Source organism: Thiocapsa sp. C2-2m, from assembly GCF_041903745.1.
GTDB lineage: Bacteria > Pseudomonadota > Gammaproteobacteria > Chromatiales > Chromatiaceae > Thiocapsa > Thiocapsa roseilacustris.
The window spans coordinates 147,781-169,885 of record NZ_JBBWVD010000008.1; the positions used below are offsets into that span (position 1 = coordinate 147,781).

At 63.7% G+C, this 22,105-nt stretch carries 30 protein-coding genes and 2 pseudogenes; 22 read left to right on the forward strand and 10 right to left on the reverse strand.

Annotation, left to right across the window (positions count from 1 at the left end; genetic code table 11):
- The first annotated feature begins 171 nt into the window (after window positions 1–171).
- The 15 genes from istA (at window position 172) to AADX97_RS08235 (ending at window position 10,968) form a co-directional block, all read left to right on the forward strand.
- Window positions 172–1,707 carry an IS21 family transposase gene (istA, locus tag AADX97_RS08165; RefSeq protein ID WP_374235250.1) on the forward strand — a complete coding sequence of 512 codons (1,536 nt, stop codon included), beginning with the start codon at window positions 172–174 and terminating at the stop codon, window positions 1,705–1,707.
- Between the two features lie 31 nt (window positions 1,708–1,738).
- Window positions 1,739–2,497, forward strand: a complete 759-nt coding sequence (gene istB / locus AADX97_RS08170) for an IS21-like element helper ATPase IstB (RefSeq protein WP_374235249.1) — start codon at window positions 1,739–1,741, stop codon at window positions 2,495–2,497.
- A gap of 2 nt (window positions 2,498–2,499) precedes the next feature.
- Entirely contained in the window at window positions 2,500–2,802 is a 303-nt protein-coding gene (locus tag AADX97_RS08175) for a UPF0175 family protein (protein WP_374235248.1), read from the forward strand.
- 223 nt (window positions 2,803–3,025) lie between these two features.
- Window positions 3,026–3,565: a transposase gene (locus AADX97_RS08180; protein WP_374235274.1), complete on the forward strand. Its 540-nt coding sequence runs from the start codon at window positions 3,026–3,028 to the stop codon at window positions 3,563–3,565.
- Window positions 3,566–3,788: 223 nt separating this feature from the next.
- Window positions 3,789–4,310, forward strand: coding sequence for a hypothetical protein (locus AADX97_RS08185; RefSeq protein WP_374235247.1), 522 nt, complete (start codon window positions 3,789–3,791; stop codon window positions 4,308–4,310).
- Window positions 4,311–4,522: 212 nt separating this feature from the next.
- Window positions 4,523–4,768 (forward strand): type II toxin-antitoxin system Phd/YefM family antitoxin, encoded by a 246-nt coding sequence (locus AADX97_RS08190; protein ID WP_374235246.1) that lies wholly within the window; start codon window positions 4,523–4,525, stop codon window positions 4,766–4,768.
- Window positions 4,758–5,048 carry a type II toxin-antitoxin system RelE/ParE family toxin gene (locus tag AADX97_RS08195; RefSeq protein ID WP_374235245.1) on the forward strand — a complete coding sequence of 97 codons (291 nt, stop codon included), beginning with the start codon at window positions 4,758–4,760 and terminating at the stop codon, window positions 5,046–5,048. Before AADX97_RS08190 ends, AADX97_RS08195 begins: the two co-directional genes overlap by 11 nt.
- Window positions 5,049–5,052: 4 nt before the next feature.
- On the forward strand, window positions 5,053–5,319 hold the full coding sequence (locus AADX97_RS08200; protein ID WP_374235244.1) for a hypothetical protein: 267 nt from the start codon (window positions 5,053–5,055) through the stop codon (window positions 5,317–5,319).
- Window positions 5,276–5,566 carry a hypothetical protein gene (locus AADX97_RS08205; protein WP_374235243.1) on the forward strand — a complete coding sequence of 97 codons (291 nt, stop codon included), beginning with the start codon at window positions 5,276–5,278 and terminating at the stop codon, window positions 5,564–5,566. The genes AADX97_RS08200 and AADX97_RS08205 overlap by 44 nt, the downstream gene beginning before the upstream one ends.
- A complete protein-coding gene (locus AADX97_RS08210) occupies window positions 5,511–6,008 on the forward strand; it encodes a helix-turn-helix domain-containing protein (protein WP_374235242.1) in 498 nt (165 codons plus the stop codon). Before AADX97_RS08205 ends, AADX97_RS08210 begins: the two co-directional genes overlap by 56 nt.
- Window positions 6,005–6,460, forward strand: a complete 456-nt coding sequence (locus AADX97_RS08215; RefSeq protein ID WP_374235241.1) for a DUF6941 family protein — start codon at window positions 6,005–6,007, stop codon at window positions 6,458–6,460. The genes AADX97_RS08210 and AADX97_RS08215 overlap by 4 nt, the downstream gene beginning before the upstream one ends.
- Before the next feature lie 15 nt (window positions 6,461–6,475).
- A complete protein-coding gene (locus AADX97_RS08220; protein WP_374235240.1) occupies window positions 6,476–8,194 on the forward strand; it encodes a DEAD/DEAH box helicase in 1,719 nt (572 codons plus the stop codon).
- 1,338 nt (window positions 8,195–9,532) lie between these two features.
- Window positions 9,533–10,021 carry a hypothetical protein gene (locus tag AADX97_RS08225; RefSeq protein ID WP_374235239.1) on the forward strand — a complete coding sequence of 163 codons (489 nt, stop codon included), beginning with the start codon at window positions 9,533–9,535 and terminating at the stop codon, window positions 10,019–10,021.
- A 69-nt stretch (window positions 10,022–10,090) separates the two neighbouring features.
- A complete protein-coding gene (locus AADX97_RS08230) occupies window positions 10,091–10,732 on the forward strand; it encodes an ExeA family protein (RefSeq protein WP_374235238.1) in 642 nt (213 codons plus the stop codon).
- Window positions 10,729–10,968: a hypothetical protein gene (locus AADX97_RS08235; RefSeq protein ID WP_374235237.1), complete on the forward strand. Its 240-nt coding sequence runs from the start codon at window positions 10,729–10,731 to the stop codon at window positions 10,966–10,968. Before AADX97_RS08230 ends, AADX97_RS08235 begins: the two co-directional genes overlap by 4 nt.
- Window positions 10,969–11,219: 251 nt before the next feature.
- Here the strand turns inward: AADX97_RS08235 and AADX97_RS08240 are convergent, their stop codons facing one another.
- Window positions 11,220–11,561 (reverse strand): winged helix-turn-helix transcriptional regulator, encoded by a 342-nt coding sequence (locus tag AADX97_RS08240; protein WP_374235236.1) that lies wholly within the window; start codon window positions 11,559–11,561, stop codon window positions 11,220–11,222.
- Window positions 11,549–11,887: a DUF6516 family protein gene (locus AADX97_RS08245; RefSeq protein ID WP_374235235.1), complete on the reverse strand. Its 339-nt coding sequence runs from the start codon at window positions 11,885–11,887 to the stop codon at window positions 11,549–11,551. Before AADX97_RS08245 ends, AADX97_RS08240 begins: the two co-directional genes overlap by 13 nt.
- Before the next feature lie 287 nt (window positions 11,888–12,174).
- Here AADX97_RS08245 and AADX97_RS08250 point away from each other — a divergent pair, with 287 nt between their 5' ends.
- Window positions 12,175–12,624 (forward strand): hypothetical protein, encoded by a 450-nt coding sequence (locus AADX97_RS08250; protein ID WP_374235234.1) that lies wholly within the window; start codon window positions 12,175–12,177, stop codon window positions 12,622–12,624.
- Complete coding sequence (locus AADX97_RS08255) at window positions 12,621–12,929, forward strand: helix-turn-helix domain-containing protein (protein ID WP_374235233.1); 309 nt, start codon at window positions 12,621–12,623, stop codon at window positions 12,927–12,929. The genes AADX97_RS08250 and AADX97_RS08255 overlap by 4 nt, the downstream gene beginning before the upstream one ends.
- A gap of 502 nt (window positions 12,930–13,431) precedes the next feature.
- Here AADX97_RS08255 and AADX97_RS08260 read toward each other — a convergent pair.
- The 3 genes from AADX97_RS08260 to AADX97_RS08270 all read right to left on the reverse strand — a co-directional run bounded on the left by AADX97_RS08260 (window position 13,432) and on the right by AADX97_RS08270 (window position 15,554).
- The gene (locus tag AADX97_RS08260; protein ID WP_374235232.1) at window positions 13,432–13,869 is read right to left on the reverse strand and encodes a DUF1640 domain-containing protein; all 438 of its coding nucleotides are present in this window, start codon (window positions 13,867–13,869) and stop codon (window positions 13,432–13,434) included.
- Between the two features lie 254 nt (window positions 13,870–14,123).
- Window positions 14,124–15,035, reverse strand: coding sequence for an Rpn family recombination-promoting nuclease/putative transposase (locus AADX97_RS08265; RefSeq protein WP_374235231.1), 912 nt, complete (start codon window positions 15,033–15,035; stop codon window positions 14,124–14,126).
- A 288-nt stretch (window positions 15,036–15,323) separates the two neighbouring features.
- Window positions 15,324–15,554, reverse strand: a complete 231-nt coding sequence (locus AADX97_RS08270) for a hypothetical protein (RefSeq protein ID WP_374235230.1) — start codon at window positions 15,552–15,554, stop codon at window positions 15,324–15,326.
- A gap of 101 nt (window positions 15,555–15,655) precedes the next feature.
- Here AADX97_RS08270 and AADX97_RS08275 point away from each other — a divergent pair.
- From AADX97_RS08275 to AADX97_RS08290, 4 genes and pseudogenes are all read left to right on the forward strand, one after another.
- Window positions 15,656–16,836 (forward strand): annotated as a pseudogene (locus tag AADX97_RS08275) (IS3 family transposase).
- A gap of 250 nt (window positions 16,837–17,086) precedes the next feature.
- Complete coding sequence (locus AADX97_RS08280) at window positions 17,087–17,656, forward strand: DUF1640 domain-containing protein (protein WP_374235229.1); 570 nt, start codon at window positions 17,087–17,089, stop codon at window positions 17,654–17,656.
- Between the two features lie 635 nt (window positions 17,657–18,291).
- On the forward strand, window positions 18,292–18,939 hold the full coding sequence (locus tag AADX97_RS08285) for an IS4 family transposase (protein WP_374235228.1): 648 nt from the start codon (window positions 18,292–18,294) through the stop codon (window positions 18,937–18,939).
- A gap of 34 nt (window positions 18,940–18,973) precedes the next feature.
- Window positions 18,974–19,300 carry an SPASM domain-containing protein gene (locus tag AADX97_RS08290; RefSeq protein ID WP_374235227.1) on the forward strand — a complete coding sequence of 109 codons (327 nt, stop codon included), beginning with the start codon at window positions 18,974–18,976 and terminating at the stop codon, window positions 19,298–19,300.
- Window positions 19,301–19,549: 249 nt separating this feature from the next.
- Here the strand turns inward: AADX97_RS08290 and AADX97_RS08295 are convergent, their stop codons facing one another.
- Window positions 19,550–19,939 (reverse strand): hypothetical protein, encoded by a 390-nt coding sequence (locus AADX97_RS08295; RefSeq protein ID WP_374235277.1) that lies wholly within the window; start codon window positions 19,937–19,939, stop codon window positions 19,550–19,552.
- Window positions 19,940–20,096: 157 nt separating this feature from the next.
- A pseudogene (locus AADX97_RS08300) lies at window positions 20,097–20,507 on the reverse strand (nucleotidyltransferase family protein); the annotation flags it as partial.
- Between AADX97_RS08300 and AADX97_RS08305 the strand changes: the two are divergent.
- Window positions 20,439–20,795 carry a transposase gene (locus tag AADX97_RS08305; protein ID WP_374235226.1) on the forward strand — a complete coding sequence of 119 codons (357 nt, stop codon included), beginning with the start codon at window positions 20,439–20,441 and terminating at the stop codon, window positions 20,793–20,795. The pseudogene AADX97_RS08300 and the gene AADX97_RS08305 overlap by 69 nt on opposite strands.
- Before the next feature lie 266 nt (window positions 20,796–21,061).
- On the opposite strand, the gene AADX97_RS08310 is transcribed toward AADX97_RS08305, so the two are convergent.
- From AADX97_RS08310 to AADX97_RS08320, 3 genes are all read right to left on the reverse strand, one after another.
- Window positions 21,062–21,238: a hypothetical protein gene (locus tag AADX97_RS08310; RefSeq protein WP_374235224.1), complete on the reverse strand. Its 177-nt coding sequence runs from the start codon at window positions 21,236–21,238 to the stop codon at window positions 21,062–21,064.
- Between the two features lie 115 nt (window positions 21,239–21,353).
- Complete coding sequence (locus tag AADX97_RS08315; protein ID WP_374235223.1) at window positions 21,354–21,677, reverse strand: P-II family nitrogen regulator; 324 nt, start codon at window positions 21,675–21,677, stop codon at window positions 21,354–21,356.
- A gap of 72 nt (window positions 21,678–21,749) precedes the next feature.
- The coding region (locus tag AADX97_RS08320) for a sodium-dependent bicarbonate transport family permease (RefSeq protein WP_374239288.1) at window positions 21,750–22,105 on the reverse strand (356 nt) is incomplete at its 5' end.

Sequence of the window (22,105 nt, forward strand, 5' to 3'; positions counted from 1 at the left end):
TTCGGCCACCCATTCCACGGGCATTCGGCCACTGATTCCACGCTGATTCGGCCACCCGTTCCACGGCGATCCGGCCACTGATTCCACGGCCATTCGGCCACCCCCGGGCAGGGGGCGACGCAGGACCACGATCCACTAAGATCGACCCTTTTTTCGAAGCGAGGGGTCGAGATGGAGCGGTTGTCCATGCGTAAGATTCGTGAGTATTTGCGCCTGCGGTTCGAGGTCGGCCTGTCGGCTCGGCAGATCGCGGCGAGCCTGCAGGTGTCGCGCAGCAGCGTCGGGGAGTACGAGCGGCGCTTTGCCGCCGCGGGGCTGAGTTGGCCCTTGCCCGAGGCCTTGAGCGATCGGGAGCTGGAGCGGCGGCTGTTTCCGCCGCCACCGGCGGTGCCGGCCGACACCCGCGTGGTGCCGGACTGGACGGTGGTGCATCAAGAGCTGCGCCGTCCCGGTGTGACGCTGATGCTGCTGTGGGAGGAGTACCGGGCGGAGCACCCCGAGGGCTTCGGCTACAGCTGGTTCTGCAAGCGCTACGAAGACTGGAGCGGCGCGCTCGACGTGGTGATGCGTCAGACCCACCGTGCCGGGGAGAAGCTGTTCGTGGACTATGCCGGGCACACGGTGGAGGTCGTGGATCCGGCCAGCGGGGAGATCCGCACCGCGCAGATCTTCGTGGCGGTGCTCGGGGCCTCGAACTACACCTACGCCGAGGCGACCTGGTCGCAGGCCCTGGCCGACTGGATCGGCTCGCATGTGCGGGCCTTCGCCTACTTCGATGGGGTTCCAGCCATTCTGGTCCCGGACAATCTGCGCAGCGGCGTGAGCAAGTCCCATCGCTACGAGCCGGATCTCAATCCCACCTATCTGGAGCTGGCCAACCACTACGGCGTGGCCGTGGTGCCGGCACGGGTGCGCAAACCGCGCGATAAGGCCAAGGCGGAGACCGGGGTGCAGATCGTCGAGCGCTGGATCCTGGCGGCTCTGCGCCACCAGAGCTTCTTCAGCCTGAGCGCGTTGAACACGGCGATCGGCGGCCTGCTGGAACGGCTCAATCAGCGGCCCTTCAAGAAACTGCCCGGTTCGCGACGCACGGCCTTCGAGACGATCGATCGTCCGGCACTGCGTCCGCTCCCTCTGACCCCCTACGTCTACGCGACCTGGAAGCGGGTGCGGGTGAACATCGACTACCACGTCGAGGTCGACGGGCACTACTACTCGGTGCCCTACACCCTGGTGAAGCAGGCGCTGGACGTGCGCCTCACCGACCACACGGTCGAATGCTTCCACCACCGCCAGCGCATCGCCAGCCATGTGCGCTCCCCGCTGAAGGGCCGCCACACCACCGTCGCCGAGCACATGCCCAAGGCCCATCGCGAGTACGCCGAGTGGACCCCGGAACGCCTGGTGCGCTGGGCCGAAAAGACCGGACCGGCCACCGCCGGGGTCATCGGTCACATCATGGCCAACCGTCCGCATCCCCAGCAGGGCTTCCGCTCCTGTCTGGGGATCCTGCGTCTGGGCGAGCGTTACGGTCACGACCGCCTGGAGGCCGCCTGTGCGCGGGCCCTTCGTCTGAACGCCTGCCGCTACAAGAGCATCGAGTCGATCCTGCAACGCGGCCTCGACCGCCAAGCCCTCCCCGAGCAGCACAGCTTGGATCTCCCCGCCGCCCACGACCACCTGCGTGGTCCGGGCTATTTCCACTGACCGTCACACCCCCAGAGAGGAGTCCGACCCCATGTTATATCATCCCACCCTGGAGAAGCTCCAACAGCTGCGCCTCACCGGCATGTCCACCGCACTGCGCGAGCAGCTGGACCTGCCCGACATCCACACCTTGGGTTTCGAGGAGCGCCTCGGCCTGCTCGTGGACCGGGAACTGACCGCCCGCGAGGAGCGCCGTCTGCAGACCCGCCTGCGCCAGGCCAAGCTCAAGCACAGCGCCTGTCTGGAAGATATCGACTACACCACCCCGCGCGGCCTGGATCGCGGCCTCGTCACCCAACTGGCCACCGGCCAATGGATCCGCGAGGGTCTCAATTGCCTGGTCCTCGGCCCGACCGGCATCGGAAAAACGTGGCTGGCGTGCGCCCTGGCACAGCAGGCGTGCCGCCAGGGCTTCACCACCCGCTATCTGCGTGCCCCGCGCCTGTTCGAGGAGCTGCGCCTCGCACACGCCGACGGCGGCTTCCCCAAGCTCATGCGCAGCTTCGCCAACACCGATTTACTGCTGCTGGACGACTGGGGACTGATGGGCCTGGACGCCGAGGCCCGGCGCGATCTGCTCGAACTGCTCGACGATCGCCACGGCCGGCGCGCCACCCTCATCACCAGCCAGCTGCCGGTCGAGCATTGGCACGACCTGATCGGTGATCCCACCCTGGCCGATGCGATCCTCGATCGGCTGGTCCACAACGCCTACCGGATCACCCTCAAAGGCGAGTCGATGCGCAAACGTCACGCCCGGACGTTGACGCCGACCACACCCACCGAGTAACAATGACCCGCCTGCGTCGCTTCGCTCCGACTGCCCCGGCCGAATGGCCGTGGAACGGGTGGCCGAATGCCGGTGGAGTCGCCGGCCGGATAGTGGTGGAACAGGTGGCCGAATGGCGTGGAATGCGCACCGATGAGGCGCGTTTTCTGCTGGCGCTCAAATTGTTCGAGCAGGGGCGAATCTCCTCGGGCAAAGCCGCAGTGCTTTGCGGCATGGGGCGGGTCGCCTTTCTTCTGGCCGCAGGCCGCGCAGGGGTTCCGGTGGTCGATTTGAGCGGAGACGATCTGGACGAAGAGTTCGCGTGATGCTCATCGAGCGCGCTGTCATCAACGCCGGGCCCTTGGTTGCGCTGTCGCTGATCGGGCGGCTCGATCTGTTGGACGCCTTGTTTCCCGAGTTTTGGACTCCGGATATCATCTTTCAGGAGGTCGTCGTGGCCGGCGTCGGGCGACCCGGGAGCTTACGCCTTGCCGAAGAAAGTAGGTTGGGCAAAGCGAAGCGTGCCCAACCAAACGCCAGCGAGAGGACATCATGCGGTATCGCAGATCGCAACAATCCGGCGGGAGCTTCTTCTTTACACTCGTGACCTATGAGCGTCAGCCCATTCTGACTCGGCCTGACCATATCGATCGCCTGCGAGCGGCATTCAAACGCGAGATCGAGAAGTATCCATTCGCTTTGGATGCGATCGTGATCCTGCCGGACCACCTGCATGCCCTATGGCATTTACCTGAAGGGGACCGGGATTTTTCGGGGCGATGGAGCCGGATCAAGCGTTATTTTAGTATCGGCTGTATTGGGACAACCGCTGAACAATCGGATTCAAGACGACAAAAACGGGAGCGGATGGTTTGGCAGCGACGATTTTGGGAACATACCATCCGCGACGAAGAAGACTGGCGGCGGCATATCGATTATATTCATTTCAATCCAGTGAAGCATGGTTATGCGCGGTCAGCAGGAGAATGGCCATATAGTTCTTTCCAGCGGTGCGTTCAAAAAGGATGGTATGCACCCGATTGGGGCACGATCGAGCCAACGGAGATCCAGGGGTTTAACTTTGAATAAGGGTTTGGGTTGGGCACGCTACGCTTTGCCCAACCTTCGGCCTAGATGACCGAAGAGCATCGATTGTTGGCACAACGAGCGATGGCGGCATGACAAGTCTCGGCCGCATACAGCCAGTAGGTTGGGCAAAGCGCAGCGTGCCCAACCTGCGCCGTCATCGCAGGGAGCCGTTGGGCACGCTGCGCTTTGCCCAACCTACGGAGACGCGGCAGGAGGTGATTGAATGGTACGTGTGCGCTACAACCAGGGCTGGTCCCGACGCGGCTTTGCGCTGCTCTGGGACGCCGACGTCCTTGCCCGGCTCGCGCCGCCGGGCGCGGTGCTGTCGCTGCGCCAGTTCTTCGACTTGGTGGATGACTGGCCGGACGAGCTGCCCGCCGCCGAGGGCGACGCGCTGATTGTCGCCGGGCTCGAGGGCTGTCTCGATGTCCTCTCCGGCGACGATGCCGCCCAGTGGCTCGAAACGGATCTGCGCGAGGCCGTCTTCTCCTTTCAGGACTTCTACGAGGGCCAGGCCGGTCTGATCCTATGGGTGCCGAGCGGCCGCAACCGCATCAGCATGAATGGCGCGAGCGAGACCTACCACTGGAAGCATCGCGACGCCGGCCCCGACGGCCTGCCGATCGGCCGTCTGCTCTTCTCCGGCGCCGAGAACGAGGTCGAGCGACTGCTGAGCAGCGACGATTCCAGCGCCGACTACGACGGCAAACAGTGGGCCGGGCTGCATCATCCGCGGATCAGTTGACGGGCACAGGCCGATGCGTGTCGCTTTCTGCTTGGGTGATTTCCGGGATAAGATCGACTGGCGTGTAGGGGCGAATGAATTCGCCCCTACAGGTCTTTCCAACATGCACATTCGGCATGCCTATTCACGGAAATCGCCTGATCTTTTCATTCGTGTCTCTCGATTTGGATCTTTGGGGCGCGGCACTTGGTAGCCATCAGGGGTAAGACACGATGAAGAATATCCTCGCCGAGGTCGCAGTGAGTGTCAGCGAGCTCAAACGTAACTATGCCAACGTCATCCGGGAAGCCGAAGACCACCCGGTCGCCGTGTTCAACCGCAATCAACCGGAGGCTTATCTCTTGTCGGCGGATTTCTACGAACGGCTAATGGCTCAGCTCGAGGACCTCGAAGATGCCGCGCTCGTTCGTGAGCGCGCCGATGGTCCCTTTGTCGATGTCATGCTCGATGAACTATAGGCTGCGCTTCCATGAGCTCGCCCTGGCCGAATGGCGCAAGTTGGACCCGAGTGTCCGCGGTCCGCTGAAGAAGAAACTGGCGCAGCGGATGACTAATCCGCGCGTTCCTTCCGCCGCACTCTCGGGGATGGCGGATTGCTACAAGATCAAATTGCGTGGCGTGGGTTATCGGCTCGTCTATCGGGTCGACGATGAGGTGGTCTATATCACTGTGATTGCACTCGGGCGGAGGGATCGGAGCCAGGTCTATTCAGCCGCCAAGAAGCGGCTTCAGGATTGACTTGGTGGATGACTGGCCGGACGAGCTGCCGGCCGCCGAGGGAGACGCACTCATCGTGGCCGGGCTGGAAGGCTGTCTCGATGTTCTCTCCGGCGAAGACGCCGCTCAGTGGCTCGAGACCGATCTGCGCGAGGCCGTCTTCTCCTTTCAGGACTTCTACGAGGGCCAGGCCGGTCTGATCCTTTGGGCGCCGAGCGGCAGCCCGTCTCCTGGCCCTGTTCGAGCAATTGGAAGGCTATCTCGACCTCCTCGACCGTCTGACACAGCATGACTACGGTGCTCATCGCTCGGCCGATTTTCATGTCAGCAAGTGGTTCGAGCAGTGGAACAAGGGGCGAGATCTCTGGCGCCTGAAGGTTTGGGATCTGGAGGACAAAGGACTCCGCTACCGCGTTGTCTATGCCTTTGCACCCAAACAACACCACTACCACGTTTTGGCGATCGCGCCGCGGAAATTCGACTATGACTCAAGCCATCCCTTCAGCCAGCGCATCCTCCGCGCCTATCAAGAGCTATGAGAAGGTTGTCGGCCAACCCGGCACGGCGGTTGAGACCAGCAGCAACGCCCGCTGTCAGATATATACCTTTGAAGACTACGCCGTGCCTAAGGCGAAGGCACCCGCTCGACACGTCACGATCGGCGATCTGGTCGAATGTTGGGAGCAGAACCCGGAAAAGCGGGCAGCCATCGAGGAAGGCCGACATTGGGTCGCGGAGACCTTTTATCCCGGTGACGGCGATACGGTGCGCACCCTGCGGCTGCGGAAAGGCTGGTCTCAAACCCGTTTGGCCGAGGCATTGGGGACGAGTCAATCCCATGTTGCTCGGATCGAGCGCGGCACCGAGAACCTCGCCATTCAGACCTGCCGAAAGCTCGCTGCTGCGCTTGACATCGACTTGAACACGCTGGATCAGGCGCTAAACCGGCAGGAAGCCATCGTACGAGCCAAGCAGCCATGATCGCACGCCACGTCGAGACCCTCTTTTGTGACGACATCCGCCATGAGGTCGGCGGCAAGCTCTCCTATATCGGGGTCTATTCGGGGGGGCTGTTTGTTCGCGCCTTTCCGGTCACGCTACCTAAGCTCTGCCTGGCCGTCAGGATCCTCACCCCCGCGAATGCACCGCTCCGATCTTTGACCTTGCAGGTCTTGAAGGATGAAGAGACCCTGCAAGAACTGATTGTGGATGATGCGGAGCTGGCGGCGGCATCTGCTGTGGATGCCGACATGGAAGAAAACCAAAGGGCCGATCGGCTCCTGATGGCGCAGTTCATGTTGGTTTTTTCTCCGATACACTTCGACGGACCCTGCGTCCTAAAGGTTCGCGTTCAGACCGAGTCCGGGGAGTTTCGGGGTATGGCGCTTAAAGTGGATGCTCTGCCGACAACGCTCGCCCCCGATCCTGACTGACCGGGATCGCATCCCATGCCGCTCGATTTTCAGCCCGGACAGCGCGTCCGCCATCCCGAATTCGGTGAAGGGGTAGTGCTCGCCGTCGCCTCCGACGGCACTGTGCGGGTCTTCTTCACCGGCGGGGAGCGGCAGGTCTTCGCCGCGTCGCTCCAGATCGTCACCTGTCGCACCGAGGCGATCATCGCGCATGTTCAGGGCGGCGCGGAGCGGCTGCGCCATGCCTGGTTGCATCTGGAGGCCTACGCGCTGCCCTTGATGGACAACGCGGCGGCGCTGACCTCCGCGCAGATCGATCTGCTGCCGCATCAGGTTGTGTTGACGCATCAGGTCGCGACCGCCGCGCCCCGCCGCTTTTTGGTGGCGGACGAAGTCGGGCTCGGCAAGACGATCGAGACGGCGCTGATCCTGCGTGAGCTGGCCAGTCGCCGGGAGCTGACGCGTGCCCTGATGGTCGTCCCCGCCGGCCTGGTCAGCAACTGGCACCGCGAGCTGAACGAGGTCTTCAACCTGGATTTCGAGGTGTTCGGCACCGAGGGAGACGTCACCGACCGCAAGAGCAACGCCTTCGCCAAGCACGACCGCCTCATCGCCAGCGTCGACACCCTGAAGCGACCGGCGCGCATCAAACGCCTGAAGGAGGCGCCAACCTGGGATCTGGTGGTGTTCGACGAGGCACATCATCTGTCCGCCTATCGCAACGGCCGCAAGGTCCGCAAGACCGAGAACTACAAACTCGCCGAGGCGCTGCGCGACCACGCGCGCGATCTGCTGCTGTTGTCCGCTACCCCACACCAAGGCGACCACTTTCGCTTCTGGATGCTGGTTCAGTTGCTCGATCCGACCCTGTTCAAGAGCCCCGAAGAGATGGTCGAGGAACGCCATCGGCTCAACGCGGTGGTCTACCGCCGCACCAAGGCCGATGCCTGCACGCCGGACGGGGCGCCGCTGTTTACGCGCCGCTGGGTGCATACGGAATCCTTTGTCATGGCCCCTGCCGAAACGGCCTTCTACGGCAAGCTGCGCGAGTATTTGCTCGATGGGTTCGACCTCGCCAAGCAGCAGGGCAACCAGGGCCGGGCGCTGGGTTTCGTGATGACGATCTTCCAGAAGATCGCCGCATCCAGCTTCGCGGCAGTTCGGGGCACGCTGCGGCGTCGGCAACTGGCGCTGACCCTTCACGAGGCCATCCTCAAGGACCAGGCGCTGGATATCGATGGACACCAGGCCCTGATCGATGCGGCCCGGAACCTGATCCACGAGCAGACCGGTCTACCGGATGATCCGCTCGGGCGGGGCGAGGTCGAGCGTATTCTCGCCGACCTCAAGCTCCGGCTGATGCGCAAGCTGGACGAAGAGCAATTGGCCAGTGTGGCGTCATCGGAGTCGGCGGAGACACTGACCGCCGAGGGCGAGGAGTTGGCTGCGACGGCAGTCGCGCTGGCGCTCCCCGAAGAGCGTCTGCGCATCGCCGAGGTGCTGGCCGCCTTTCCGTGCGAGCGCGAGACCAAGGCTGGAATCCGATGGACATGGAGCAGCGGATCGGACGCATCCATCGCTATGGCCAGAAGGACACGGCGCAGGTCTATAACCTGGTCCTCTCAGACACCATCGAAGGCCGGATCTTTCTGCTGCTCAACGACAAGCTCAACGAGATCGCCCGCACCCTGGGCAAGGTCGACGAGCATGGCAACGTCACGGAGGATCTGCGTGGTCAGATTCTCGGTCAGTTGAACGACCGGCTGAGCTACGACCAGCTCTATCGAGAGGCACTCTCCGACCCGGAGCTGAAACGCACCCGCGAAGAGCTTGAAGCGGCCATGAGCAACGCCCGTGAGGCGCGTCGGGTGGTCTTCGAGCTGTTTCAGGATCTGGATCGGTTCAGCCTGGACGACTACAAGCCCCTCGCCGACATCGACGCAGGCAAGGCGCGGCTGGTCGCCTTCCTGCGTGCGGCCGTCGAAGATCAGGGCGGACGTTACCGTGAGATCGACGCGTGCCGTTTTGAATTGACGCTCGACGCTCAAGCGGCGCCGATCCTCTGCACGCTGGACCGGGATCTCGCGCAGAGCGACGACGCTCTGGTGCTGATGGGGCTCGATCATCCGACCCTGGGCCGGCTGTCGGAGCGGTGGCGAAGCGCGCCGCCGGCCGGGATCGGCGCGGTCGCGAAGGGCGACCTGGACCAACCGATCGCCCTCAGTGTCTGGTGGGTGCAGTCCTTCGGCGGTGGCTCGGGCGCGGGCGCCGACATCATCCCGATCGCCGTCGACCTGGAGGGCAAACGCGTTCCGGCGATCGAAAAGCGCTATCGCGATGTCTTTCGGACGCCCGCGGCCCATCCGGTCTTCCAGCCGTCGGAGCGTATCGATCTGATGCACCGGCACATCGAGCCGACCTTGCAGAGTGAGCTGAGCTATCGCGGCATCGCGAGTCCCGAAAAAGGATATGCGTCTGAATTGGTTGCCTGGGTCGAGGTCCGCCAGGAATGAGACAGATCAAGCCCGGGAACCCAAACTGGAACGCATTACGCCGTTCATATAGCGCTGCAACTGCGACGTTCGCTGGCGGTCTTGGGTGCGAGAAAATAGGTCGTGCCATTAATCGGGGTCGGCTAAATGGAGACCTTTTCTCCCGGGTACAGCGGGAATCATTGTTCTTGCCAAGCGTAAAGGTTTGATCGCGTCGGTGGAAATTCCGCTCTGGCAGCTGCAGGGTTCGGGGTTGTGGCTCTGCGAGGATCTGATTGTGGCCCTCGCGGCCGAATCCGACCGTTGCTTTCTGCCTGGTGTGCGGGGGCCAGGGTTGAACGGGTGCGGGGGGCGGATTTTTTGCTAACTCGGTTTGGGCCAACCGATGGTCAAGACCTGGCCGAGCATTGCGTTGAGCCATTCAAAACCCTGCCGCGGCGCGACGATTGGATTTTCGTCATCGATGAGACGGTGGGCCCGGGTGCGCTGAAATGCTTGGTCGTGCTCGGCATTCCCGTCGCCCGGTTGGCCGAGACCGGCTAATCGCCACGGCATGGCGACATGACGGTGCTGGCCGTCGAGACGACGGTCACGAGTACCGGTGTTTGTCTTGCCGTATCGCGCGCGCTTGCCCGAGTGGACGCAGACGATCGCCGTGTCCAAGACCATCCAGACGGTCCTGAAAACCCGGGGCCTCTCGTGCGCCACACCGGCGGTGGTGCAGGCCGAGTTGGCTGCGCAGGGACCGCTGGCGGCCCCGGTGGCCGAGTTCCAGACACGGATACTCCAGCACCTCGAACACGAGGCGGCCAAGCTTCCCGCCGGGGCGACCTGGCTGGCGTCCTCCGATATCATCGAATCGGTCTTCGGCCATTACAAAGCCTTCACCGCCCGCGGCCCGCTCAAAGAAGTCGGCAGGCTCGTGCTGCTGATTCCGGCCTTCCTCTGCGAGCTCACTGCCCCGGTCATCCGCGAGGCGATGGCATCGGTGCGCACCATTGATGTCGAGCGGTGGGTCCAGACGCACCTCGGGCCCTCCATGCTCGCACGCCGTCGGCGTGCTCTGAGACCGGCCATGAAAACTGCATGAACATTTCTCGGCCTTCCGATGGGAAATTGAACAGCCTAGGCATCGCCCGGCCAATTGGCCGGGCGCGGATTGAAACCCACGGTCTGCCGCAAGGTCGCCGTCGACCTGCATCCGGGCCTCTATCGGGTGTTCTACATTCCGCTGTCCACCGGCAACGTGATGGACATGTACAAGACCATCGGCTGGGAGCTCGGCCTGCCGGTGGAGCGCAACCGCGCCGCGGCCTTCCGCACCATCCGCACCGAGATCACCCGCTTGAGCCTGGAGGCCAAGCAACGCCCTGTCCTGATCGTCGACGAGGCCCATCATCTGCGCAACGAGGTGCTCGAGGATCTGCGCCTGCTCACCAACTACCAAATGGATTCGGAGAATCGCCTCTGTCTGCTGTTGGTCGGGCTCACGGAGCTGCGCCGCCGTCTGAGCATGGCGGTGCACGAGTCGCTCGCCCAGCGCATCGTGGTGCGTCATCACGTGACCGGGCTGACCCGCGAGGAGCTGCCGGCCTATCTGACCCATCGGCTGCGCCTGGCCGGCTGCGAGCTGCCGCTGTTCGAGCCGTTCGCCGTGGAGGCGCTGTTCCAGGCCACCCGCGGCATGCCCCGCAAGGTCAATCGTCTGGCCCACTACGCGCTCACCGGTGCGGCACTGGAACAGGCCCGCCAGGTCAGCGCCGAGCACGTGCAGACCGCCCGCGAGGAGGTCGCCCCATGAACCGGCTTCCCGAACCCTTCACCATCCTCCTGCCCGAGGACTGGACGCCCGAGCAGGCTTGGGCCGTCCAGGATTGTTTGGATGAACTGCTCGTGCAGATCCAGGCGCGCTACGGAGCGGCCGTGCGGCAGTGGCTCGACGGCGAGGACACCGATCCGGACCCGCACCCGCCGCCCGACGCCGTCACCCAACTGGACCTCTTCGAGAACGACTTCGACGATCCGCTGCCCTTCTGACCGACCCTCCCCCCCGGCGGGTCGCCACCCGCCGGGCACCCTCCCCACAGGCGCCCGACCCGGGCGCGTCGACCACCGCCGCGACGCACTCCACACGCCGCCTTCGCGCTCCTCGGGCTCCTCGCACTCCTCCACCTGCCGACACTGCGCCACCGGGGTGATCAGTGCGGGAAAGCCGCGAGCATTCCGCGCGAAATAATTCGGGAATTGGGCGGTGAAACAAAGTGAGCAACAACAAGAGTCAAAAGGCGTCAGGCCGCATCGAGCATGAAATCAACATGCACCGCATCAAAAGGAAAGCAGACACCTTGCGCGTCTTGTTCGATCAGGCCCGCGTCGATCAAGGCATGGAGGTCAGCATGCACCGCCTTCACATCTCGGCCGACGCGGCGCGCTACCGCTCGGATCGACAGGCTACCGGCCCCGGTCATCGCCTTGAGGATTTGCCAACGCTTGGCGGTCAACACTTCCCAGAGCAACTCTGGGCTGGCAAAACTGATCACCGGGTCACTCTGCGCGCCCGTGTTCCATGCCTGCGCAAAATCACCCAGGCTCGCACCCAGATCTTGGACCTTCATCGTCAAGATCGGCATCGCTCGTTCTCCTCACGCATCCGCTGACTATCGCGTTGGAAAGCCGCGACCAGCCTTTCAACTGTCTCGAAGCGGTGCGGCATTTCTTGGTCGCCCCAATGCCGATGATCACCTTTTCCGGCTTCAATGTCGTAACGCAGCAAACAAATGCCTGTACATACGAGAGCCAAGCGATACTTGAAACGGTGCACGCTGTTGCGCAACGGCTCAGGCAACCGCCAGATCACCAGCTCGGCGAACACATGCGGCGCCAGTACGACCCGTCGGCGCAAGAGCAACTCAGCCTTCATGTTGGAAAGTTTGCCAACGCCTACAGAATCGTGCATCCGCCAACAGACCGATGTGGAGCGGCGTGAAGCCGTCCGGCTCTCACATCAGCGTCTCGACCTCGAAGCCCACCCGGGTGCACTGCCGGCGGCTGAGCTCGATTCCGACAAGATGGATCGGCAGGCCCTCGGCGCGGTACCTCGCGGGCCGTAGGTACACCGATGAACAGCTGTTGCTTTCAGCATCGGGCAAAGCCGAGGTTCGGGCCAAAATGTTCCGGACGGGGCAAATGCCCCGTCCGGCCGCGAGGGTTGCAGGATAAGGCGCGCGGCAGGGCGGTCGCGGTTTGGCGAAGACGCTTGTCGCGCCGTATCCACCGGGCGACGTGGCCAGCCGGGGTGCCGGATGCTCCTGCGGCGCATTTGTCGGGCTGAAGCCCTCCCGCGCGTCGGTCAGCGCGCTTGATGGAAATACTGGAATCCAGTACTTTTCTCACATGCGAACCGTGATCGAAACTCCGACCTTCCGCAAGCAGGCCGATGGGATCTGGTCGGAGGATGAACGACTCGATTTTGTGAGTTGGATCGCTCAGCACCCGCTATCGGGCGAGGTGATCCCCGGCGCCGATGGAGTCAGGAAAGTCCGCTGGTCAGCGCCGTCAAAGGGTAAGCGTGGCGGAGTTCGAGTGATCTACTTCAATCTTGATGCCGAGGGATTGGTCTATCTGATCGCCATCTATCAAAAATCGAAACAGACGAACATCCAGCCCAACGAGATCAAGAGGATCACCGAGTGAACATCGAGCAGATCGCCAAGGCCATCGAAAAAGACGCAGGGGAGGACCTGCCGGACTTGCGCGAAAGCCTAACCGAGATGAAAGCGGGACTCGCAGGCCGCAGGTACGCCGAGGAACAGCTGTTGCTCAGGATAACCCGCAACACCTTAGGACTTTCGCAGCCAGCGTTCGCGGACTTGATTCAGACGCCCGTGGCAACCCTGCGCGACTGGGAGCAGGGCCGCTCCGTGCCGCCGGGTGCGGTGCTATGTCTATTGAAGATCGCTCTGAAGCACCCTGAGGTTCTGGCTGAGCTGGCGGCTTAACCAAGTGAAAACTTGCGGCTTGTCAGCACAATCGGGCCGACCGACTATGGACGAACATCCGGTGTCAAGCATAGACGCTCGGGTGCATTTGTGTACGGAGAAGGTGCGTTCGGTTGCCCCGTATCAGTGCTTTTTCGGCTGGAGGCGTCTGTTGCCGAGGGCGCGATGGCTGCGAGATGACAGGGAGGTTTCCGGGGAGGTCTCTGCGGACGTTCGGGGCCCCGGCAGGCGGGTGGCGGATGGGCCTTGTTCGTATCGCCTGCCATCGCGGCACGTGGCGCAGAGCACCACGGGGGCAGGCGTGACACCGCGGAGCGGGTGTCACGAGCTCGTTTGGTGTCACCCGTCCGTGTGGTGTCGCGCGTCCGTTTTGGGTTTGGGTGGCCCGTCGAATGGGCGAGGCCGCCGAATGCACTGCACTGATCCGCCGACCGGCGGCCTCGCGCGCAAGAGCGTCGGTCCGCACGGATTTCGAAAAGGGCTCGGAGCCCTTTCCGATACGTTAAAGCAGCTTCACCAAAGCCGCCATAGCACCGACTTGGGCGAACATCAGCGGGATGAGCCACAGCAGTAAGCTGTTGCGGCTGCGCTCGATCGCGGCTGTCATATCGCCGCGCATTTGGACCATTTCTTTCTGAAGCCTGAGCTCCGTCTGGCGTAGCTCGCCGCGCAACTGCTCGATCTCGGCCGTTAAATCGCCGCGCAATTGGACGATTTCTTTCTGAAGCCTGAGCTCGGTCTGGCGTAGCTCGCCACGCAACTGCTCGATGTCCTTTTGCAGGCGCAGCTCCGTCTCGCTCAGATGCGTACGCGTTGCGAGATCCGGAAGATGCGGATAACGCTCCTCCAGCCGCTCGAACGCCTCGGCGATGACGCGCGCCCGGGCGCGCTCGTCCGGCGCGCTGGCAAGGGCTTCGTAAAGCTCGACTACGGTGCTCATCGTTGTTCGCCCACGCCTTGTTGATCTGAATCGCGGTTTACGCCCATGGCCCGTCGAGCGCTTTGACGCACGGAGAACCCCGCATCACCGTAGGGTCGGCTGCGCGGACCATCCGGTGCCCCGAACCACCGCCGGTGCCGCCCGAGGCCGTCGGTCCACACAGCGGAACCTACCGACGCCGCTCACCCGGGCCACCAACGGCTTTAGCGGGATGACCGGATCGATGGCGGCGTCTTTGCGCCGTATATGTCGGCTCAGCGCCGATCGCCCGCACGCAGGGCCTCGACCTGTTCGAGACTCAGGCCGGTGACCTGGGCGATCTGCTCGTCGCCGAGCACGCCGAGCTGGATGAGTCCGCGGGCGGTCTCCGTCGCTGCTTCCCGGCGGCCTTCTTCAAGACCTTTCTCCCGCCCGATCAGTTCGCCTTTCTCCAACCCGATCTGCTCGCCTCTGCGCTGCGCCTCCTTCAGCAGCGTGACCTCGTCGTGCAGCGCCCGCTCGCGCACGAACGCCAAGCGCCGCGCCTGCTCATCCGCGCTCAGCGCCCGAACGCGGTTCATCGCCTCCAGAATCGGGGGATGCTCGACCTGTGCCATGATGGCCTCCTCTCGCCAATGCTCGAAAAACGTCACCCACGCGCGTAATGGACCGGCCGTGAGTCCCAGCCGGTCGGCTTTCTTCCATTCGATCAGATTCAGCTGCAGGACGTTCCCGAGCGTCACCTCGGGTTGAGTGGCGTCGCGCATCTCGAAGCGCCACAGCGCCTGGTTCTGCTGCGCCGCGCCGTCCTCGAACAGGTCGAAGTCCAACAGTTGAATCCCGATGACCGCGCCCAGTACCTCGTAGTCCTCGCCCGCACCCAACTGCTGCACGAGCACGCGCGTCAAATAGTACAACCCGCGACGGCCCCGGGCGTCATAACGGCGCACCTGGATCTCGACGTTGTAGCAGGTCCCGGCGGCATCGCGGGCAAGCACGTCCAGGATGATGTACTTGCCGCTCAGCTCCTCGGGCTGGATGCCGGGGTTGAGGATCTCCGCGGACCGGATCTCGGGTACGTCCGGGCGCAGATCGTTGATCAAGGCCACCAACAGCTCCGGCGCTTCCCCGAACAGCCGCTTGAAAACGTAGTCGTTCTTCGGATCGAGGAGCGTTTGATCGGTCATGGGGTTCGTACGATTGATGATGGGCGCGCTCGCCCGAGCCCATCGGCGCAAGAATCCACCGCCGGTGCCTGTTGATGCCATCGGTCCGCACAGCGGACCCTACCGGCGCTGCGCTCGGTCCGCACGGCGCAACCCCGCAACCATCGTAGGGTCCGCTGCGCGGACCATACGGTGCCCCGAACCACCGCCGGTGCCGCCCGAGGCCCCGTCGGCGCAGCTCGCCCGGGCCGTCAACGGTTCCATCGGGATAACCGGATCAATGGCGGCGTCGGGGCGCCGCGCATCGGTTCAGTGCGGATCCACCCGCGCGCAGGGCCGCGATCTCTTCGAGACCCAATCCGGTGACCCGTTTTCGATCTTCCAGCGTGCGCGGGCTCCTCGCATCAGGGTCATCAGGTTGGTGTCCTCGACGGGGATGTCGGTTACCCAAGAGAAGTGGGTGACGCTGCCGTCGGGGGCGTGTTCCCGGTACTCGAGGAAGTTCACCTCGAGGTCGAAGTTGGCGTCGTTCAACGGCATGCCGTTGAGGTAACGAAAGCGGTGGCGGAATCCCTTTGAGTTTCCTCCGAAATTTCGTCTTCCAAGGGTGACGTAGACTGTCTGTCACACTGAAGACGATGATGCAGAAGATTCCGAAGCAAGAGTACACCGCCGAGTTCAAGGAACAGGCGGTCAAGCGGGTCAAGGACGGCAAGCGCGTAAGCGCGGTGGCCAAGGAGATGGGTCTGGTCGAGTAGACCCTGCGCAACCGGGTGAAGGCGTTCGACGTCGGCACGCTCAACGGTGCGGGCGCAGCGAAAGTCACACCGGAGGCGATGGAGCTGTCGCGTCTGCGCGCGGAGAACGCGCGGCTCAAGCGCGAGGTCGACATCTTAAACAAAGCGACGGCGTACTTCGTGCGGGATGCGCTGTGACGTACGCCTGGATCGATGCGCACCGCAACGGCTTCGCCCTGAACGAGCTGTGTGATGTCCTGGAGGTCAGTGTCGGCGGCTACCGGGCCTGGCAGGGTGGCGGCACACCGGATCGCCGTGGGCTGACGGATGCGCAGTTGCTGGCCCTGATCCGATCCATCCATGCCGAGCTCAAGGGTGCTTACGGCAGCCCGCGGATGGTGCGTGAGCTGCGCGCGCGAGGCTTCTCGGCGAGCAAGGCACGGGTGGAGCGCCTGATGCGCGAGCACGGCATCCGGGGGCGCCACAAGCGCCGCGACAAGGCCACGACCGACTCCAAGCACAGCCTGCCGGTGGCCGACAACCTGCTCGCGCGCGACGTCGCCCCGAGCGGCCCGCATCAGGTCTGGAGTGCCGACATCACCGACCTGTGGACGGATGAAGGCTGGCTGTACTCGGCCATCGTGCTGGACCTGTTCAACCGCGAGGTCGTGGGCTGGTCGCTGCAGCCGCGCATGACGGCCGACCTTGTCACCGACGCGCTGACCATGGGTTGGTTTCGAGGCAAGCCGCCCCCGGGGCTGATCCACCATTCCGATCGGGGGAGCCGGTACGCGAGCCATGCGTTCCAGGAAAAGCCGGCGCAGCACGGCATGGTCTGCTCGATGAGCCGCAAGGGGAACTGCTGGGACAACGCCCCGACCGAGAGCGGGTTCAACAGCTTCAAGAACGAGCGTGTCTTCGGGGAGCGCTTCGCCACCCGCGACGCCATGAAGGCCACCGCCTTCGAGTACATCGAGGTGTTCTACAATCGCAAGCGTCTGCATTCCACCCTCGGTTACACTTCCCCGGCACTGTTTCTGAAGGACTGGATCAACACTCGGGAGGGAGAAAAACAGGTCGCATGAACCCCTGCCCTTGGAAGACGAAAAACCGAGGGAAGCTCAGTTTGCGGGGTTCTGCCGTGCGGATTGAGCCTGCGTCGGTAGGGTCCGCTGTGCGGACCAATGACCTCGGGCGGCACCGGCGGTGGTTTTTGGCACCGGATGGTCCGCGCAGCGGACCCTACGGTGATGCGGGGTTCTCCGTGCGTCAAAGCGCTCGACGGGCCATGGGCGTCAACTGCGATTCAGATCAACAAGGCGTGGGCGAACAACGATGAGCACCGTAGTCGAGCTTTACGAAGCCCTTGCCAGCGCGCCGGACGAGCGCGCCCGGGCGCGCGTCATCGCCGAGGCGTTCGAGCGGCTGGAGGAGCGTTATCCGCATCTTCCGGATCTCGCAACGCGTACGCATCTGAGCGAGACGGAGCTGCGCCTGCAAAAAGACATCGAGCAGTTGCGTGGCGAGCTACGCCAGACCGAGCTCAGGCTTCAGAAAGAAATCGTCCAATTGCGCGGCGATTTAACGGCCGAGATCGAGCAGTTGCGCGGCGAGGTCAAGACCGAGATCGAGCAGTTGCGCGGCGAGGTCAAGACCGAGATCGAGCAGTTGCGCGGCGAGGTCAAGACCGAGATCGAGAAGTTGCGCGGCGAGGTGAAGGCCGACATCGAGCAGTTGCGCGGCGAGCTACGCCAAACCGAGCTCAGGCTTCAGAAAGAAATGGTCAAAATGCGCGGCGATATGACAGCCGCGATCGAGCGCAGCCGCAACAGCTTGCTGCTGTGGCTCATCCCGCTGATGTTCGCCCAAGTCGGTGCTATGGCGGCTTTGGTGAAGCTGCTTTAACGTATCGGAAAGGGCTCCGAGCCCTTTTCGAAATCTGGTCCGCACAGCGGACCCTACGACGATGATTGCGTGTTCTGCCGTGCGGATCGAGTTGCCTCGGTAGGGTCCGCTGTGCGGACCGACGCTCTTGCGCGCAAGGCCCGCCGGTCGGCGGATCAGTGCAGTGCATCCGGCGGCCTCGCCCATTCGACGGGCCACCCAAACCCAAAACGAACGCGCAACACTACACGGACGGGTGACAGCAAACGAGCTCGTGACACCCGCTCCGCGGTGTCACGCCTGCCCCGTGGCGCTCTGCGCCACGTGCCGCGATGGCAGGCGATACGAACAAGGCCCATCCGCCACCCGCCTGCCGGGGCCCCAAACGTCCGCAGAGACCTCCCCGGAAACCTCCCTGTCATGTCGTAGCCATTGCGCGCTCGGCTATAGACGCCTCCGGCCGAAAAAGCATTGATGGGGAGCAACCGAACGCATCTTCTCTATGCACAAATGCGCTCGAGCCAGCAATCCCCGCCGAAAAAAAATTTCCTTTCAAAAACTGCATGTTAGCTCAGGCTCAAGAAAAGCTCTTCGTAAACTTTCGTTGAGAAATCCGTATGCTGCCGTGCAAGTCTAAGGTTGCGAGGAAGATTCCGGTGAGTGCTCCTTTCGTCCGCAAACAACTGAGCGCCGAAGGCCTGCTGCACACGGCGCGGCAGGTGTTCGGGAAGATCCCCGATCTGCCCGGCAACGCGATTGCGCTGGTGGATCATCTGATGTCGGGGCTGGCGTTGTTCGGGCTGAAGTATCCGTCGCCGCTGCAGTTCGAGCACGACCGCCGGGAGGAGACGACGCGGGCGAATCTCAAAGCACTCTACGGCGTGGAGCCCGCCCCGAGCGAGGTATTTCACCGCACCCTCAAAAGCGGCTGCCGCATCGAGGACCGCCGCCTCGGCGATGCCGACAGCCTGCAGGCGTGCCTGGCCATCGATCTGGTCGTCGCCTGGCGGGTGATGGATCTGGCCAAACGCGGGCGTGCGACCCCGGACATCCCCTGCACGGTCTTCTTCGAGGAGACCGAGTGGCAGGCCCTGGTCTGCCATCATCAGCGCTCGCCCATCCCGCCGGAGACCCCGCCGAGCCTCGGCGAGGCCATGCGCATGGTCGCCCGGCTCGGCGGCTTTCTCGGGCGCAACGGCGACGGCGATCCCGGGGCTACCGCGTTGTGGCGTGGCCTGAACCGGCTCACCGACATCACCGAGACCTTTGCCATCTTCTACCCCTCGATCCCGGCTGGACCCTGAGGGCTGTGGTCAGTGTGGGTAATAAATAGCGCCGGTGGCGGCGGAGTGCGAGGGGGCAGATGCGCAGCAGGATTCGACGGACGAGGCGCTCGGCGGGGATCCGGGTGGTGAGGAGGAGCCCTATCACTGCGGGATCGGCGGCGGGGACATCCTCATTGATCCCTTCGGCAACCTGTATCCCTGTCTGCATGTGCGCTGGTCTGCCGGGAATCTGCATGAGCAGTCTGTCAAGGAGATTTGGGCCGGGGAAAAGGGCGCGTTCCAGCGTGGTCGCGAATTGTCCGTCGCCACGGCCGAGCGTTTTAGGGGGAGCGACCGACCCAGCTCGACGCGCCCTTGTTCTGTCCGGGTGTGGAGTTGAAGCTGCAGGGAGAGCAGCCCGAACGTGCGGCAGTGCCGCTGTCGGCGCTCCAAGGTGAGCTGGAGCGTTTTCGGAGGCCGCGGGTGGCGTCCGGCGGCGCTGGGTGAGGGGTCGGTGTGGTCCGCGAGGGCGTTCGGTCCGCACAGCGGGCCCTACCGACGATTCTTCGGGAAATCGCCGAACGGCTAACGCTTCGGGCGAAACAGTCGGTTTAGGATGCGGCGTAGATAGAGCACGGGCAAGGGGTGATCAACGCCGGCGTATTTGATGCGCATGTAGTCGGCGGAGGGTAGCAGATGCTCGCGCAGCAGTCGTGTAGGGGCGCGCCAGCCGGGAAGTGCGCGCAGGTCGGGCCGCGCGTTCGCTGGTGAACCCGGCGGGCGTGCGCCATTGCGACGCCGCCGAATCTCGGAGGGTTTCGACGGTTTCGTCGGGGAGTCGGGTGCCGAGGCGAGCGCTCGCGGCCAGGAGTCCATCGAGCAGGAGCCCGGCAAATCCGCGTGCTCGGGCCAGCGCTTCGAGCGACCGCCATTGGTCCGGTTCCAGCGTTCCGGCGAGCAAATGGATGTCGTAGAGCCAGATCAATCGATTGGCGCGACCGGTGCGGATGTTGGCGATTCGATGCAGGCAGGCGATCAACAGGGCGTGCGGCGGCGGCGGGATGCGGGCCGAGGGACGGCAGCCCGTGCGCGGCTGCGGCGATCTCGGCGAACCCGAGTGTTGCTGCCAGTGCGGGTTGATTGATGGGGGACCAGTGCAGATCAAGCGAATGGGTGATGCCGAGCGAATCGCGCTTCACGAGCGTTATGGCCTGGGTGATCCAGTCGCCGTCGACCGCATTCAGGCGTCGGTAGCCGGCCTCGGTGAGAAGATCGATCACAGAGAGGGCGGCGGCTCGGCTCCGAAAGACCAGGTCGAGATCGCAGCGACTGCGCCGGTGGGGTTGGCGATAGAGGCTGTAGGCCAGGGCGGTGCCTTTGATGATGACGGGCTGCTGGGCCGCGGTGCCGAGTGTCTCGAGCATGCGCCGGTATTCGGACTCGTGCATCAGCTCGAGGGATGCGTCGCGTTGCTCGCGGCGACGTAGGATGTCGAGGAGGGCCGATGGTGCGAGTCCGTCTTCCGGGCCCTTGAGCAGGTGTTCGCCCAGCAGCCCGACGACACCTTCGGCTTGGGCCGTGCGAAGCAGATCAGCGAGGTGTATCACATGCTGGCCGAGAATCTGGAAACCTGGACCGATCAGTGGAAACGAGAAGGCTTGGAGCAAGGTTTGGAGCAAGGTTCGGAGCAAGGTCGCGAGGCACCCCGCCACATCCTGGTCCGTCAGGTGCGACGCCGATTCGGTCCAACAATCGCCGAGCAGACACAACCGTTGCTTGCGCGCATCGCCGACCTCCAAACGTTGGAAGACCTCGGCGACCAACTGCTCATCAGTCCCGACGGGGATGATTGGTTGCAGGCAGTGCGGACGATGGGTGTCGGCGACGAACACTAGGCAAACCCGGGACAGACCCGGTAGGGTCCACTGTGCGGACCGATGGGCGATGCGGGCCGACGAGGTGTCGGGCCGGACGTGGGTGGTGCGGTCGGGCGGGGATGGTCCGCGCAGCGGACCGGACCACGGTTTCGGGGCAAACCCAGAAAGGGACACAATCCAGGCGTAGGTTGTGCCGAGCCGTGCGAGGCACAACCAAACGTCGGCGCGAGTTGTGCTTCCTATCGTCAGCACAACCTCCGGTATGGAATCTTGCGGAAATCGCCTTAACCGCCGTTGGTCTTGTCTCGCCCGTTGACGTGATCCCTGGCGAACATGACCGCGAGGGTGATTCCGGTGAGCGGCAGGATGAACCAGAGCATCGCGGTGCCGTAGAGATCGAGCGCGGCATGCTGCATCGCGGCCATCACCACGTAGGCCGTATAGTCCGTGTAATAGGCCAAGAAGAGACCCTTCCCGGCCGGCGATCTTGCGTCCGGTCACGAAGATCGGCAGGCCGGCTCTTCGGGCCGTAAAAATGGCATGGGCAACCCGAGTCGCACCTCCCCAACGTTGGCTTCAGTCGGCCATCGGCTGATCGAATTTCTCGTGGCTAAGGACGGACACATCCGATACGAAGACGGTCAGGTGGTAGCCCTTGCGGATCAGTTGGTTCAGGTCATCAAGTAAATCGGAGATCCGATCCGGCGGCAGAATGACCTTTAGCACCAAGTTGGTGTCGGCATCCAGATTGCCGGACTGCAGACCATCAGAGCCTGCGCCGCGGGCGCGGATGAGTGTGTAGCCGCTTGCGCCTCTTCGGCGCACTAAGGCGACCAGCCGCTCTTCGAGCAGATCCGTGCTGATGACGGTGATCAGCTTTTCGGGAAACAGTCGATGCATGTTTACGGGCTCCAACGACTCGCTTCAAAACAGGCTAAGGGGGCGCCGGTATCACCGACGCCCATCTGTCGATCAGGCCCCGCCGGCCAACATGCGGGCGAGCTGATAATAGATCGGGATACCGATGACGACATTGAAGGGGAAGGTGACACCAAGGGACAAGGTCAAATACAGGGACGGATTGGCCTCCGGTATGGCAAGCCGCATTGCGGGTGGTACGGCGATATAGGAGGCGCTTGCGCCGAGGACGCCGACCAGAGTCGTGCCGCCGATGCTGAAACCGAGCATGTAGTGGCCGACCAGCACGCCGATCGCGCCGCCGATCAGCGGCATCACCAGCCCGAAGGCGCCGAGGGCCAACCCGACACGTCGGAAGTCGCCGAACCGCCGCCCTGCCTCGAGACCCATCTCAAGCAGGAACAGGCACA